Origin of the sequence: Neglectibacter caecimuris (assembly GCF_034335015.1) — a bacterium.
Classification (GTDB): domain Bacteria; phylum Bacillota; class Clostridia; order Oscillospirales; family Acutalibacteraceae; genus Acutalibacter; species Acutalibacter caecimuris_A.
Map to the genome: position 1 here is coordinate 1 of NZ_JAWXXK010000007.1, position 15,294 is coordinate 15,294.

At 52.6% G+C, this 15,294-nt stretch carries 12 protein-coding genes; 9 read left to right on the plus strand and 3 right to left on the minus strand.

Features of this window, described 5'->3' with window-relative positions:
- Nucleotides 1–367: 367 nt before the first annotated feature.
- Both U8T64_RS10580 and murC read right to left on the minus strand, forming a co-directional pair.
- Nucleotides 368–742: a DUF6483 family protein gene (locus U8T64_RS10580; protein WP_322183537.1), complete on the minus strand. Its 375-nt coding sequence runs from the start codon at nt 740–742 to the stop codon at nt 368–370.
- 72 nt (nt 743–814) lie between these two features.
- The gene (gene murC / locus U8T64_RS10585) at nt 815–2,203 is read right to left on the minus strand and encodes a UDP-N-acetylmuramate--L-alanine ligase (RefSeq protein ID WP_322183384.1); all 1,389 of its coding nucleotides are present in this window, start codon (nt 2,201–2,203) and stop codon (nt 815–817) included.
- 249 nt (nt 2,204–2,452) lie between these two features.
- On the opposite strand from murC, the gene U8T64_RS10590 reads away from it, so the two are divergent.
- The 5 genes from U8T64_RS10590 (at nt 2,453) to U8T64_RS10610 (ending at nt 7,524) form a co-directional block, all read left to right on the plus strand.
- Nucleotides 2,453–3,310 (plus strand): dipicolinate synthase subunit DpsA, encoded by an 858-nt coding sequence (locus U8T64_RS10590; protein ID WP_322183385.1) that lies wholly within the window; start codon nt 2,453–2,455, stop codon nt 3,308–3,310.
- A 198-nt stretch (nt 3,311–3,508) separates the two neighbouring features.
- Nucleotides 3,509–4,072: a dipicolinate synthase subunit B gene (locus U8T64_RS10595; protein ID WP_322183386.1), complete on the plus strand. Its 564-nt coding sequence runs from the start codon at nt 3,509–3,511 to the stop codon at nt 4,070–4,072.
- Between the two features lie 164 nt (nt 4,073–4,236).
- Nucleotides 4,237–5,175, plus strand: a complete 939-nt coding sequence (locus U8T64_RS10600; protein WP_322183387.1) for an AAA family ATPase — start codon at nt 4,237–4,239, stop codon at nt 5,173–5,175.
- Nucleotides 5,175–6,281 (plus strand): DUF58 domain-containing protein, encoded by a 1,107-nt coding sequence (locus U8T64_RS10605; RefSeq protein WP_322183388.1) that lies wholly within the window; start codon nt 5,175–5,177, stop codon nt 6,279–6,281. Before U8T64_RS10600 ends, U8T64_RS10605 begins: the two co-directional genes overlap by 1 nt.
- A 1-nt stretch (nt 6,282) precedes the next feature.
- Nucleotides 6,283–7,524: a hypothetical protein gene (locus U8T64_RS10610; protein WP_322183389.1), complete on the plus strand. Its 1,242-nt coding sequence runs from the start codon at nt 6,283–6,285 to the stop codon at nt 7,522–7,524.
- Nucleotides 7,525–8,158: 634 nt separating this feature from the next.
- Here the strand turns inward: U8T64_RS10610 and U8T64_RS10615 are convergent.
- Complete coding sequence (locus U8T64_RS10615) at nt 8,159–9,760, minus strand: peptide chain release factor 3 (RefSeq protein WP_322183390.1); 1,602 nt, start codon at nt 9,758–9,760, stop codon at nt 8,159–8,161.
- Between the two features lie 331 nt (nt 9,761–10,091).
- Between U8T64_RS10615 and U8T64_RS10620 the strand changes: the two genes are divergently transcribed.
- The 4 genes from U8T64_RS10620 to U8T64_RS10635 all read left to right on the plus strand — a co-directional run bounded on the left by U8T64_RS10620 (nt 10,092) and on the right by U8T64_RS10635 (nt 14,482).
- On the plus strand, nt 10,092–12,011 hold the full coding sequence (locus U8T64_RS10620; RefSeq protein WP_322183391.1) for an S-layer homology domain-containing protein: 1,920 nt from the start codon (nt 10,092–10,094) through the stop codon (nt 12,009–12,011).
- 53 nt (nt 12,012–12,064) lie between these two features.
- Nucleotides 12,065–13,288 carry a hypothetical protein gene (locus U8T64_RS10625; protein WP_322183392.1) on the plus strand — a complete coding sequence of 408 codons (1,224 nt, stop codon included), beginning with the start codon at nt 12,065–12,067 and terminating at the stop codon, nt 13,286–13,288.
- A gap of 73 nt (nt 13,289–13,361) precedes the next feature.
- Nucleotides 13,362–13,946, plus strand: coding sequence for a hypothetical protein (locus U8T64_RS10630; RefSeq protein WP_322183393.1), 585 nt, complete (start codon nt 13,362–13,364; stop codon nt 13,944–13,946).
- 68 nt (nt 13,947–14,014) lie between these two features.
- Complete coding sequence (locus tag U8T64_RS10635; protein WP_322183394.1) at nt 14,015–14,482, plus strand: hypothetical protein; 468 nt, start codon at nt 14,015–14,017, stop codon at nt 14,480–14,482.
- Nucleotides 14,483–15,294: the final 812 nt, after the last annotated feature.

A 15,294-nucleotide genomic window follows, 5' to 3' on the forward strand; every position in this document is an offset into this window, starting at 1 on the left:
CTCAGAATGACAGAGAGGGAGCTATCAATTCAATCGGAATTTAGCGATTATCCGCTTACTCTCTACTTGTTATCCTGAACGAAGTGAAGGATCTTGTTCTTTGCCCTTTTGGGAGTGAAGGGCGAGATTCTTCGTTACTTCGTTCCTCAGAATGACAGAGGAGGGGGGGCATACTTTTCTCTAATAACTAACGACTAGTTCGCCAAACTATAATTTGACGACTATCCGCTCGTTTCCCGTCTGCCATTCTTTAGCCGTTAGTAATTAGTCGTTAGAAAGGTCAGAGCTTGTCTTTAACAACTAATAACTAACGACGATAATAGGTGCTTTAGGCTGACGGTTATCTGGGCTTTGTTTTTCTTCCCCTTCAGGAAAGCAGAGCTCTGTCAATGCCGAATTTGCAGGCGCAATCCCGCAGCCCCTCCTGAATTTCTTCCCGGGAAAAGCCGGAGGCTTCCAGGCGGGTATCGGAGAAGGTGTTTAAATACTGGTAAAAGGCCAAAACCATGGGGAGCTGGCGAAGGTCTGAAAAATCGGTATCTTCAAAAAGCAGGTTTTCAGCCTGGTTGATTTGCCCCTGATCCAACAGCACCTGAAGCCGTTCCGGAAAAGGGGGCATGTCCTCGGTGCGAAGGCGCAGAAGCTGTTCCGGGGAATAGGGGCTTTCTGTTTTCTGGCCGGCCAGGCGCAGCACCATGCGCACCATGTCCTGGATCATGCGCAGAATGTAATCCTCTGTGATCGTGGTACACCCCTCCTTTTTTGAAAAAGCCGGGCGCGAAAAGCTTCCTTCTCACGCCCGGCCGCAATTTACTTAGTGATTTTCTCGCCGCTGATATTTTTCCACGATGAGGTTCGCGCACTTGTAGATGTCCCCGCCGCCCAAGGTCAAAATCAGATCGCCGGGCCGCGCGGCGTCCATTACATACTCCGCGATCTCCGCAAAGCTTTGAAACCACCGGCTGCCGGGAATTTTTGCCGCCAAGTCGCTGGTGTGAATGTTGTAGATGTTGGTTTCCCGCACCGCCAGAATTTCCGTCATCAGCAGGTGGTCGGGAATGGAAAGGGCCCGGGCAAACTCCTCCAGCAGATTATAAGTACGGGAATAGGTGTGGGGCTGAAAAATTGCCCATACCTGCCGGTAACCCATGCGCATGGCGGAGGAGAGCACGGCGGTAAGTTCCGTGGGGTGGTGGGCGAAATCGTCCGCTACGGTAACGCCGCCGAATTTTCCCAGCACCTCAAAGCGCCGGTGCACGCCGCCGAATTTTCCCAGGGCCCGGCAAATGGCTTCCGGGCCGGCGCCCACGGAATGGGCCGCCGCCGCTGCCGCCAGGGCGTTTAACATATTGTGCTCACCGGGAACGATCAGGTTCACCCGCCCCAAGGGCTTTCCGTGGTGCATCAGGGTGAAATCCTCGCAGGCGGTGTCCTCTTCATTGAGCTCAGCGGGATAATAATCGTTTGTCGCCTTCAGGCCGAAGGTCACGATTTTCTGCCCGGAGAGGTTTTTTACGCTTTCCATGGCCCGCTCGTCGTCACCGTTTACCACCAGAAGCTGAGAGGTCTGGGTGGCAAACTTGTGAAAAGATTTTACGATATTTTCCACCGTCTTAAAATAATCCAGGTGGTCGGCGTCGATGTTCAAAATAACGGAAACCGCAGGGTGGAGCTGCAAAAAGGTATCTACATATTCACAGGCCTCGCAGACGATGCAGTCGCTTTTTCCCACTCTGCCGTTGCCGCCGATCAGGGGCAGTTTACCGCCGATAATAGCGCTGGGGTCCTTGCCGTCCTCCAGCAGGATCTGCGTGAGCATTCCGGTAGTGGTAGTTTTTCCGTGAGTGCCGGAAACCGCGATGGAGGAAGGAAACCGGGCCGTGAGGATCCCCAGCATCACAGAGCGCTCCAGGGTGGGAATGCCCTTTTCCCTGGCGGCCGTGAGTTCGGGGTTATCCGGCTTGCAGGCGGCGGTATAAACCACCGCCTCCGCATCTCCGATATTTTCCGCCTTGTGGCCCATGGTCACGGGAATTCCATACCCGCGAATGCGCTCCAAGGTATCGGATTCATTCATGTCAGAGCCGGTAAGCTGATAGCCCTTATGGTGCAGAATTTCCGCCATGGGGCACATGCCGGAGCCGCCGATCCCCACAAAGTGAAGTTTTTTTATGTGATCCAGTAAATTGCCTGTTGTATTCATAGACTGCTCCTTTTCGGAGATTTTCTTTTCTTCATGAAAACTTCTTCCAGTCTATTATATTGCGAAACGCCGATAAAATAAATACTTTCTTTGGAAAAAAGCAAAATTTCTTCAAAAATTTTCCGGGAAAGCATTCCAGGCTCTTTGGGAACCAAACGGGGCCTGCCGCCATAAAATGAAATAGCCGCGGGTGGGAGACGTTGCCGGCGGTTCTCTTCCGTATTTCCAGCCTGAAAGGTTTGATGATAGATGGTTCAAAGCAGTGCGTTCGGGATCCTTGGCGGCGACAAAAGACAAATTTACCTGGCCCGCTCCATTGCGGCGGACGGCTACCCGGTATGGGTCTCCTGCCTGGAGAAGGGAGAGGGAATTGAGGAGCTGCCCGCCGCGGGCTTACAGGAGCTGGCGGAAAAATGCTCTGTGATCGTTCTTCCTCTTCCTGTGACCAGAAATGGGAAAACGCTGAACGCGCCTTTTTCCGGGGAAGAGGTGGTACTGGACGATTCCTTTGCCTCTCTGTTTTCGGGAAAGGCCGTATACGGCGGAATGATGGAAAAGCTGTACGCCTCCTCCGAAGGGTGGGGCAGCGTGGCCACTTATGATTATTATTCCCGGGAAGAGCTGATGGTGGGAAACGCCTTTCTGACGGCGGAGGGCGCTGTCGGCATGGCAATCCGGGAATACGAGGGGGCCTTAAACGGTTCTCGCTGTCTCATCACGGGCTTTGGAAGGATCGGCAAGGCTTTGTGCCTGGCGCTGAAGGAGCTGGGGGCGCAAACGGACTGTTGTGCCAGAAGCGCCGCTGATCTTACGGCCATTCGCGCCCTGGGCTGCGGGGCCCTGCGGTACCGGGAGCTGAGCGGGCCCTACGATGTGGTGTTCAACACGGTTCCCGCCCAGGTGCTTACCGCGAAGGTGCTCGCCCGCCAGCGCCCGGATACCCTGTTTCTGGAGCTGGCTTCCCAGCCCGGCGGCATCGACCTGGAGGCGGCCCGGCGGCTGAAGCTTCGGGTGCTGGACGCTCCCTCCCTGCCCGGACGAATGTCGCCCAGAGCGGCGGGAGAGCTGATCAAAGAAACCATATACCATATGATAGAGGAAGCCTAGGGACTGTTTGAAAAATCAAAAACACCGTCTTATTGTCCGAGAGCAGGCGCTTCCCGCGCCAAAAATCCTCGAAAACCGGAAGGCTTTCTGCGGTTTTTGTCTTGGAATCACCTGCTCCTGAACAAAAATCCGGCATTTTCTCTATTTTCAAACAGTCCTAAGGGGCTTCCGGCTAAGCTTTGAGAAAGGATGATTTCCATGAACACGGTGGGGTTTGCCATGTGCGGTTCTTTCTGTACCCTGGGAAAGGCCATGGAGCAGATGGAGCAGCTGCGTGAGAAATACTCTGTTTTACCAGTGATGTCCCAGAATGTCTATGAAACGGACACCCGTTTCGGAAAAGCGCGGGAGTTTATTGAAAAAGCGGAAAAGCTTTCCGGCAGACAGGTGCTGCACACGATTGTTGAGGCGGAGCCCATCGGCCCCAAGGGCCTGGTGGACGCCATGGTAGTGTGCCCCTGCACGGGAAACACGCTATCCAAAATAGCGGGAGGGATCACAGATACCTCCGTGACCATGGCGGTAAAATCCAGTCTGCGCATTGGTATTCCGGTGCTGCTGTGCGTGGCCAGCAACGATTCCCTGGGGGCCTCCGGCGCCAATATCGCCCGGCTGATGAACACAAAAAATATTTTCTTTGTCCCCATGAGCCAGGATGATCCCGTGAAAAAGCCCTTTTCCCTGGTGGCGGATTTTTCCCTGCTGCCCGAAAGTCTGGAGGCGGCCCTGGAAAAGCGCCAGCTTCAGCCGGTGTTCCGCTGAAAGGACCGCTTTGCGGCCTTGGAAACACCTGCAAAAACTTGTTTTTCTCCCGTACAATTCCTTGCTTTTCCCCAGGCGCTTTGCTACAATAAAACAAACAGCAAAAAGTAGGTACATGGGGCTGAAAGCGGCTTTCAGCCTCTTGTGGGGAAAGGAAGGAAACCATGGAAACAGGCATTTCAGCGGTATTGAAAAATATTGAAAAGGTTTTGATCGGGCAGGAGCATACCGCCAGGCTGCTTCTGACCGCGCTGCTTTCCGGCGGCCATGCCTTGGTAGAGGATGTTCCCGGCATGGGAAAAACCGTGCTGGCCCGGTCCCTGGCAAAATCGGTGGGCGTTTCCTTCGGGCGGATCCAGTTTACGCCGGATCTTTTGCCCTCCGATGTGACCGGGCTGAATTTTTTTGACCAGAAGAAATCGGAATTTGTGTTCAGCCCCGGCCCGGTGTTCTGCAATATTCTGCTGGCCGATGAAATCAACCGCGCCACGCCCCGCACCCAGTCCAGTCTGCTGGAGTGCATGGCGGAGGGGCAGGTCACCATAGACGGCGTTACGCGCAGGCTGGAAGCCCCTTTTTTTGTGATCGCCACCCAAAACCCGGTGGAAACCCTTGGCACGTACCCTCTGCCAGAGGCCCAGCTGGATCGCTTTTTGCTGCGGATCTCCATGGAGCCCCCTACAAAGGAGCAGGAGGTGGCTATTTTAGAGCGCTTCCGGGAGCAGGAGCCCCTGGAAGCGCTGGAGCCCGTGTGCTCCGGAGAAGAGATCCTGGCGCTTCAGCAGAAGGTTAGAAAAAATTATGTAAACAAATCTCTGCTGGAATATATGGCCGCTGTTTCCCAGGCCTCTCGAAGCTTCCGTAACGTGGAGCTGGGGATCAGCCCCCGGGGCACTCTTGCCCTGCTGCGGGCCTCGCAGGCCTATGCCCTGATTCAGGGCCGGGATTTTGTGACCCCGGAGGACGTAAAGGCCGTGGCGGCCCCGGTTCTGGCCCATCGCCTGACCGTGGGCGGAGGTGCAGGCTCCGTACAGGCGCAAAAGCAGACGGTAGAGGAGCTGCTGCGGTCGGTTCCCGTTCCTACGGAGAAGTGGGAAAAGTAATGGAGATCCTGATTTTCGCGCTGGCCCTGGCGCTGCTGTTTTTGGTCCTGCGGCTGGTATATCGCCGCCGTTGGGACAAGGGGCTTACCTGTACCCTGGCGTTTCAAGACGATCACGCCGTAGAGGGAGAGCTTTCCGCTCTGAAAGAAGTAGTGGTCAACGATAAGCTGCTGCCTCTGCCCTCGGTGGAGGTGGATTTTCATATGGACAAGCGGCTGCATTTTACCGATGGGCAGAATTCTTCTGTCAGTGACCAGACCTATCGCCGTGATATTTTTGCCCTGTCTCTGCGGCAGAAGATCACCCGCACGCTGGAGTTTTCCTGCCGCGGGCGGGGGTATTTTCAGATCAGCGGCGCCGGGATCACCGCCCAGGATCTGTTCCTGACCGAAAAGTATCTCACTTCCCAACCCCAGCACACAGATTTCTATGTGCTGCCCTGCCCGGTGCCCGGGGAAAAAATCAACATTCCCTTTTCTCATATAATGGGTACGGTGCTGAGCCGCCGGAGGCTGTATGACGATCCCTTTGAATTTGCCGGGCTGCGGGAATATACCCGCAGTGACCCCATGAAATATATCAACTGGAAGGCCACCGCCCGCGCCGGAAAAATGCTGGTGGACCTTCACAGCTCCACCCTGTCCCAAAGGGTGGTGGTTTTACTGGATCTGGAGGGCAGGGGCGTGCAGCACGCCGATCTGTTAAACGAGGCCTCCGTGCGGATCGCCTGCACGCTTTGTGAAAAGCTGCTTTACGAGGGAGTGGAGCTGAGCCTTTTCAGCAACGGGCAGGACGTGAAGGACGGCGGAACCTGGAGGCTGCCGTCGGTATCCGGCCTGGGCAGTCTGTTGGCAATGAAGAAAAAGCTTGCCTGTGTACAGGCGGAAAACGATCTGCCGCCGGTCTGCGAATTGATTCCGGAAACAGGCGGGCAGTGGGAAGAGGATCTGCTGGTGCTGGTTTCCCGCAGCCAGCGGCAGGAGCTGGTGGATTCCTTCGCGGAAAAGGTGGGAAAAGAACGCGGCGTGATGATCGTGCCCTATCAGGTGGAGCACGAGGCGCTGCGTGTTCCCCAAAATGTGGATCTGATCTGGCTGGAGGTGTAGCATGAGAAAGCTGCTGTACAGGCTGAAAAAGGAGCGCCGCGCGCTGCTGCTGCGTGGCTGCGGCTGGGTGCACTGCGCCCTGCTGGGCGCGGTACTGCTTACGGGGATCACAGAGCTTCTGGCACAGCTGGAGCTTCACACCCCTTCGCCGGATATGGTATTTCTGAGAAGCCTGCTGTTCGTTTTTCCCGCGGCGCTCAGCGATCACGCCGCGGAAAAGCTGGGGCGGCTGTGGCTGTATCTCCCGGCCTCTGTGGGGATCGCCGCGCTTTCCTGGCTGCTGCTGGGCAATCCCGGCGGGGCGGCTCTGGCGGCGGTCCTTTGCCTGCTTCGCATGCTATCGAGAATAGCCTCCGGGGAAGAGGAGACGCCCGTTACCTCCGTGTTTGACGCGCCCCACTTTGCCGGGCTGATCTTCTTTGGCGTCGCCTTTTTTATCAGCGCCGCCGGGGGCTTTTCCGCTTTTCAGCGAAGCTCTGTGATCTCCGCGGTGCTCTATCTGCTGCTTTGCCTTCTGTATTCCGGCATGCGGCGTGTGGACGGCTACCTGACCCTGAACCGCTCCATGGCCAACCTGCCCGCCCGGCGGATCGAACGAGCGGCGGGGGGCGCAGTGGTGCTGGCGGTAGTGCTGGCGGCTGCTCTGCTGCTGCCTGCCGCCTTGGGCATGCAGGGGGATTTTCGCATCGATCTTTCCGGAAGAAGGCATACTTCCGGAAGCTATACGCCGCCGGAGCTTCCGGAAACTGACCTCGGAGCGGCGGGGAACCTGGGGGAATTGTTCGATGATCTGTACGGCCCCGCGCCGGTCATGCCCCAATGGGTGAACTATCTTTTCACCGCGATTGCTGTTGTTTGCGTATCGGCGGTGGTGCTCTATGCCGTATACGCCATTTCCCGTCATTTCCGTTCCGCTTTTCGGGACAACCGGGACGTGGTGCAGTATCTGGACGGCGATACCGACGAGGCGGCTCCCTTTATAAAGCAGCGCAGGGAGCGCCTTCGGCGGCTGGACCGCTCCCCTGGCGCCCTGATCCGCCGCCACTACCGAAAACAGGTGCTGCGCGCTTCCCCGGAGCCGCCGAAGAGCTGGCAGTCCCCTGCGGAGCTTGAAGCTGCCGCCGGACTGAACAACGCCCAGCTCCACCGCCTCTATGAAAAAGCCCGCTACAGCGCCGTCCCCTGCACACCGGAGGACGTTCGCAGGATAAGGGAAAGCACCAAAAAGCATGAGAAGCTGTAATCGCAATCAGGAAACGCCGCTCAGCCGCTGGCTGAGAAAAATGAGCAATTAGGAATGAGCAATGAAAGATAAGTGATAGAGCTCGATAAATTGGAATTTAGCAGACTAGCGACCAGCAGAAAACCCTTGCCTTTCTCGCCTGTCGGCTCGGTTGCTGTACCCCGGTGGGGCACGCCCAGCAACGACCGAAGCGACAGCTGAGAACGGTTCGCACCAGCGGTCTCGCCTGTCGGCTCGGTCGGGTCAGAGCGGTCTCCACTGGAGACCTTCCCCCCACCGGGACGCGCTCACCCTGAATAGGGGAAGAAGGTTGCTTTGCAACCTTCTGGGACCACCGTCAGGTGGTGGAGAGGTTCAGCTCGCTGCCGATTCGCATAAAACCTAACTTTTCTGCTGCACTGTCGGAACCCCTCAGTCAGTTTGCGGCTGCCAGTTCCCCTTTCAGGAGAGCCAAGGGATGTGTGTTAAACTACAATTTACAACGCCTGTGCCCTTGCCCTTTCATTGCTAATTCCTCATTTCTCATTCCTCATTTCTCATTCCTCATTTCTCATTGTATCCTTGCCCAGCATCTAAAAAAGCCAAAGCAGCAGCTGCTGCTTTGGCTTTTTATCCTCATAAAGTCGTTGTCTCACTAGCCCCGGGAGAATTCCGAAAGCAGCAGACCCTCGTTGTGCTCCAACGCCCAATCGATGCTCCACTGGTTGGAAAACAGCAGTAGGTACCGCCCCTTCATGTCCTGCACTTTTCTGGTGTCGGAGGTCAGGTTCAGCTTTTTCAGGTCGCTTTCCTCAAAGGTGTTATCGATCCAGCGGATATGGGAATAGGGAAGGCTGCTCATGTGAATATCCACGTTGTATTCGTTTTCCATGCGGTACTGGAACACATCGAACTGCAGGGTGCCCACCACCCCCACGATGACCTCCTCCATGCCGGAATTGATCTCCTGGAAGATCTGAATAGCACCCTCCTGGGCGATCTGGGTAGCGCCCTTTACAAACTGCTTGCGCTTCATGGTGTCCTTCTGCCGCACCAGGCTGAAAAGCTCCGGCGCGAAGGTGGGAATCCCCTCGAAGGCAAGCTTTCTTCCGGGGGCGCACAGGGTGTCTCCAATGGAGAACACACCGGGGTCAAACACGCCGATAATGTCCCCCGCATAGGCTTCCTCAATGATCTCCCGGCTTTGCGCCATCATTTGCTGGGGCTGAGAAAGCTTCAGCTTCCTGCCGCCCTGCACATGCTCCACCTCCATGCCTTTCTCGAATTTGCCGCTGCAAATGCGGAGAAAGGCAATGCGGTCCCGGTGGGCCTTGTTCATGTTGGCCTGAATCTTAAAGACAAAAGCGGAAAAATCCTCAGCAAAGGGATCCACCACTCCCTGGGCCGTGCTTCGGGACAGGGGCGGGGGTGTCAATCTCAAAAAGCTTTCCAAAAAGGGCTCTACACCGAAATTCGTCAGGGCAGAGCCGAAAAACACGGGGGAGAGCTTGCCGTGGCGCACCTTTTCCAGATCAAATTCATAGCCCGCGCCGTCCAAGAGCTCCACATCGTCTGTCAAGGTGCTGTAAAGGGGTTCCCCGATTTCCCGCCGCAGATCATCGGAATCCAGGGCGTATTTCATTTCCTTTACCTCTTTGCGCCCGGCGTTTTCCTCTTCAGGCTCAAACATGAGGATCTCCTGAGCCTCCCGGTCGTACACGCCCTTAAAGTCCCGTCCGGAGCCGATGGGCCAGTTCATGGGATAGGTGCCGATGCCCAGCTCCTTCTCGATCTCGTCCAGCAGGTCGTAAGGGCTGCGGGAATCCCGATCCATTTTGTTGATAAAGGTGAAAATGGGGATATCCCGCATTACACAGACCTTAAAAAGCTTTCTGGTCTGCGCCTCTACGCCCTTGCTGGCGTCAATCACCATCACGGCGGAATCCGCCGCCATCAGGGTGCGGTAGGTGTCCTCGGAAAAATCCTGGTGGCCGGGGGTGTCCAGAATATTGATGCAAAAGCCCTGGTATTCAAACTGCATCACAGAGGAGGTCACGGAAATGCCCCTCTGCTTTTCAATTTCCATCCAGTCCGATACGGCATGGCGGGAATTGCGCTTCCCCTTTACCATGCCCGCCAGAGAAATCGCCCCGCCGTACAGCAGAAATTTCTCCGTCAAGGTGGTTTTGCCCGCGTCCGGGTGAGAGATAATGGCAAAGGTCCTGCGCCGTTCGATCTCGTTTTTATAGTCAGCCAAAAAAGTCAGCTCCTTGTGAATTTTTCATAGCAAAGTACGCCTGCCCGCCCAAAATTCAGGCCGCGGGTATATTTTTGAAAAGACAACTTCGCCATTATAGCATACCCCCGCTTTTTAAGCAAGCAGACAGTCCTTGGAATTTCCGCAAAAACAAATGTCTTGCGAATGTGAATGAATTGGGAAGTTTTATTGACATTTAAAAGGAATTGAGATATTGTATGTATAAATTTCAATATAGAGATTGAAATATTTTGTGAAAGCGAGAGGACCGGAATGAAAAAGTGGAGGAATTTTCTGGCAGTATTTTTAGTAGCAGCTAGTAGCAGCGCTTATGATCAGCATGGTTTCACTTCCTGCTGAAGCAATCGGTTTTTCTGATATCCCATCTACCTATGGTAATATCGACGCAGTGAATTATGTTTCGGATAATAACATTATGGTAGGAACGAGTGCTACCCGTTTCGGTCCAACTGATTCTTTGACCCGAGCCATGGTGGTAGCAGTACTGTATCGGAAAGCAGGCTCGCCTTCAGTTTCCCTTACCAATACTTTTACAGATGTGCCCTCCAACTCTTATTATGCGAGGGCAGTCAGCTGGGCTACTCAAAACGGGATCGTTAGCGGAACCAGCGCTACCACTTTTTCTCCTAACTCAAACGTGATCCGGCAGGATGGCATGTGCTTTTTGTACCGGTATTCCAAAACAACGAAAACTTATTCAAGCAAAATGGCAACCATAACCGGTTATTCTGATTACGGAAGCGTTTCCGGTTACGCGCAAGACGCGATGAGGTGGGCGATAGGAAATAAGGTGCTCAGTACCATAGCCGGGAAGCTGTACCCGAAAAGCCCCATGACCCGAGAGGGGCTGGCGGTATCGATCACGAACTTTGGCTCCAACGTGGAGAGAATTATTGCCAAACGTGATAATTTGGGGTTCACCAATTCTTCTTCCAATTTTACAACGACAAAATATTTTATGACTTCCAGCCATTATTCAAAATTGAGCAACGCCTATAAGTATAATTGCGATAAACCCGAGCTTGCTGCTGGCTTAGCGGATAGAATCAATAATACGGCACAACGATGGGGAGGCTCCTGCTACGGCATGTCAACCGTGGCAATTTTAGATAAGCTCGGTAAAATAGCGTTTAATGAAAACTATTTTACTTCAAATACCATGTATGGAGTTACTGCTTTGGGGGGAACTGCCCGGGAAAGTGCCATCAATTACTATCATGATTGCCAACGCTATCTCAAATATGGAACGTCAGGAACCTCTGTGTCCAGCGTGATGGACATTTGTAGAAACGCAGAAGGCCCAATTCTGTTCAGCTATTGGTGGAACGAGATAACAGGCGGGAAAACTGTTAGGCATGGGCATACAGTGGTTGTGAATTCCTGCACACTATCTAATGGGGTTTATACACTGAAAGTGATAAATCCGAATGCTACGGCAGAGCAGACTATGACCCTGAATTCAGCCCGGGTTCTTACAACTCCCACAGGAAAGATTACATTGGCAGAGTTGGCGGCAAAGAGCATATTTCCTAAAGACGAATATAAGAATGTGGATATTGACGGGGAGACGAATGTTGACTCGGGATATAGCTACGCGGCCTCTCAGGTTAAAGCCAAAGAAGAGTATTCCGCTGAACCTTTCTTTTCGGAGCCCTGTTCTGTGTTAGAGATAAAATTAGCAGGAAACTATACCATATGGAATTCCGAAAATCAGTATTTGTCCTGGAATGAATCCGGCTTGAACGGAACAATGCCGATTCTTGATTCTGTAATGATTGCCAACGGCGAGTCTGCTCCCGCTGAAATGCTGCTGTATGTTCCAGCGTCTGAAAATTTCACTTTTGAAACCAAATCTTCAGAAAAGGTTTGGTTTTCTGTATCGGATTCCTTGCGCTATGCCCGTATCAGCGGCAGCGGACTGGAAAAAGCGGTTCTGAAGGCGGACGGTGTGATCGAATTGGAAGGAGAGCAGCTGGATTTTGGAGCGGCCTATCTGCCAATGGGCTCCTTGGCTCAGGATTCATCGATTCTGTTTACGCTGGAGGGCAGCGGAACAGAAAAAGTCAAAGTGGAATATGGGGAAAACGAAATAAAAGCCGAAGGGCTTACCGGGGAATACACGGTGCGAAGCATAGATACCTGTGAAGGATCTGTGAAGGCGGAACAGGTGGCTGACGCCTCGGAAGTCCGTGGGGAAGAAACGGTTCCCATTTTTGAGCTTTTGCAGTAAATACTTTCCCTTGTTTGAGGAGGTATTTCCCTTTATCCGATAGAAAATCCCGGTTGGAGGAACCTTATGAAAAAGCCATCATACCTTTTTTTGGAATTTTGTTGTGCGTCAGCGTTCTGCTCTGCGGTTTTACGGCGGAGCCCGCCCGCGGGGCATCGAAAAAAATCAATCAATTTACAGATATTGGCTATGATTTGGGCGGGGCGTATACAGAGTATCTGGATTACGCGCTGGAGCATGCCTTTGTGTTCGGCACTTCTGAATTTGTTTTTTCACCGGATCGAAGGATCACCTGGGGGGAAATGATCACAATTCTGGGCCGCGTTCACGAAAGCGTTTCCAGGAAAAAGCTTCCGCAGACAGCCGGGAAACGGTTTTACAGTCGGTATGTTTCCTGGGCGAAAAGCAGCGGGCTTCTGAAAAATATTGAGGCAACCGCCGACCTGGCGGAGCAAAGCGTAACCAGGGAGCAAACGGCCATACTGATTTGTAATTACCTGGACTGTTTTGGGCTTTGGCGGGAATTTCCCGTCCGTTCCGAAACCGTTTACCGTGATCTAGGTGAAGCGTCCCCGATCGCTGCGGCGGCTATTGGGCGGCTGGAAGGCTTTCAGGTTTTTGATGTCCTGAATCCTTATGGCGAGTGGAAGGAAGTGTTCCCTCAAATGCCTGTTACCCGGCAGGAGGCCGTGGGTATGCTGGTGCGCTTTTACCAAAAGCTGATCTGTCCCATAGATCGGGAAACCCGGCGTGTAAAATACTCGTTCTATCTGGACGGTGATTATTACACGACATTTGAGAAATGGCTGCCACTTACTCCTGCTGGAAAAGTTGTTTTCTTTACCAGCTTTCAGGAGTACGGCGAATATTTAAATATGCTGCCGAAGCCTGAGATCAGGGAAGACGGGAAGAAGTATTATCCGTTTTTGAACGGGGAGGGAAAGCGCATTGTGTATGCAGAGCAGGAAGTGGAGGGTGCTCCTCTGGTAATAGACGAACATTTTTTTGAAAGCTGCAATATAGCGGCGGTTTTGTTTAATACGGGAGGTTATTATGGCCAACAGGGAGAACTTGCCTGCGAAATCTCGGAGAATACCGTAAAAATGATTTCTGTTTCGAATTCTGCACAGGAAGAGCATTATAATGATTACGTTTATCCTTGCCACATACGTGATCTCTATCTGGTAGCCGTTCCCAAAACGGTGACCCAGGGAACTTTGGAGCCGTACCACTGGGTGCAAGAGTATATTGTTCCCACTACTGGGTATTTTGAATAAGATTTCTAAACAGTGCGGGGAGGGGAGAAAAACTTTCAAAAATCTTTGCTTTTTCAACGGAGGACCATCGAAAATGAAGGCTCGTTTTGCAATACTGGTTTTGCTGATTACTATATTGCTCACTTTTTCGGGAAGTGCGGCGGGAAGTATCGCTTTTTCCCCGAAAGGGGTTGGGAGTATCGGGACATCCTGTGCTTCTCGTAAGGAAACGTACAGTACTTTCCTGTTGGATATTCCGGAACGGTTCACCATTCAAAATGAGCATGGCGAGACTGCTTCCTGGGATATAGAGCACGGCGAATTGACCGGTACCATGGAAATAGAAAAGCGGCAGTTTCTTGTGGGCGGCGCGCAATACGCGGCGCGGCTTTTGGTTACGGTTTCCTTTAGTGAAATTTTTGAAATAGAAGCTTCAGGATTCGGTGAGCGCTTTCAGTTTTCCCTTATTGATTCTGACAGACATATCCGCATTGCAAGCGGAGGCTTAAAAAATATCAGGCTTGAAGGAACAAGTATCATACTGGAAGGAGAAAATCTTGACTTTGAGGTTACAGTCGGTTCCGGGGAGGAAGCAACCCAGCAAAAGCTGAAAGGGCATGCTGAGCAAAAGGTACTGATTGAAAATCAGAATGGTACTTTAGAGATGAAAGAATTCTAGATGGCTGCCGGATTATCAACTTTCATTTTATTTTACAGTATGCGGAGCCCCTCGTTTGGAGGAACCTTATGAAAAAGCTGTCATACCGTTTTTTCGGAATTTTGTTGTGCGTCAGCGTTCTGCTCTGCGGTTTTGGGACAGAGCGCACCCATGGAAGCGTCTACCGATTTACCGATATTGGATTCTCCCAGAGCGGGTGTTACACAGAATATTTGATATGCGCGGTGAAGCACTCCCTTTTGTTCGGCACTTCTGAATCTACCGTTTCTCCGGATCGAAAGATCACCTGGGGGGAAATAATCACAATTTTGGGTCGCGTTCACGAAAGCGTTTCCGGGAAAAAGCTTCCGCAGACAGCCGGGGAACGGTTTTACAGCAGATATGTTTCCTGGGCGAAAAGCAGCGGACTTCTGAAAAACATAGAAATAGCCGCATGCTTTGCGGAGCAAAGCATGACCAGGGAGTGCTACGGGTGGGTACAGGAGCAATTTCTTGTTGAAGGGTACTATGCTAAAATTGAAGGGTATTTTGAATAAAGTTTCTAAACGGTGCGGGGAGGTCAGGAAAATTTGCAAAAGGCTCCCGGAACAAAGGAGAAGCGCATGAAAGAAAAATCACTGAATTGCAACTCCGGCAGTAAAAAGAGCTTTTCCCTTTGGCGGTATGCCGCGCTCTGTTGCCTTTATACTTTTGTTTCACCGGACGGCGCGCGGCTGCTGCTTTGGAGATTGTCGTGGTTTTCTTTGAGATATCATTTGGCGTATGCTTGTTTTCCCGCTCTGATTGCGTCAGTCACCTCTGTGATTTGGCTTGCGCTTACTCTCCTGCGATTGCGGCGCCGTAAAGCCTTAAAACGGCTGACCTGCGTTTTGGGGGTTCTCTGTACCGTTTCCGCTTTTGTGGGCACATTTTTCTGGACAAAGCCCCTGTCTCCCTGGAGCGTTCTGATTTGCGCGCTGCTGGCGACCTTGGCAGTACAGCGGTTTTTAGGTGCTAGATGCAATGAGGAATGTGCAATTAGCAATGAAAGGGCAGAGTGGTAAATTATAGTTTAGCATATCAGTCGTTAGTTGTTAGCCATTAGTCGTTAGAGAAGAATAAGCTCCCTTCTTTGTCATTCTTCGTCAAGAAAGCTATAGCTTTCTTGACGAAGAATCTCGCCCTTAATTCCCTGAAAAAGGTCAAGGGCGAGATTCTTCACCGAGAAAGCAAGGCTTCCTTGCTTTCTGTTCAGTAATGACAGACGGAAAGTGAGCAGGTAACCGCTAAATTATAGTTTATCGTCCTTAGGCTCCCCTTGCTTGCAAGGGGAGCTGTCAGCCGAAGGCTGACTGAGAGGATGGGAAGC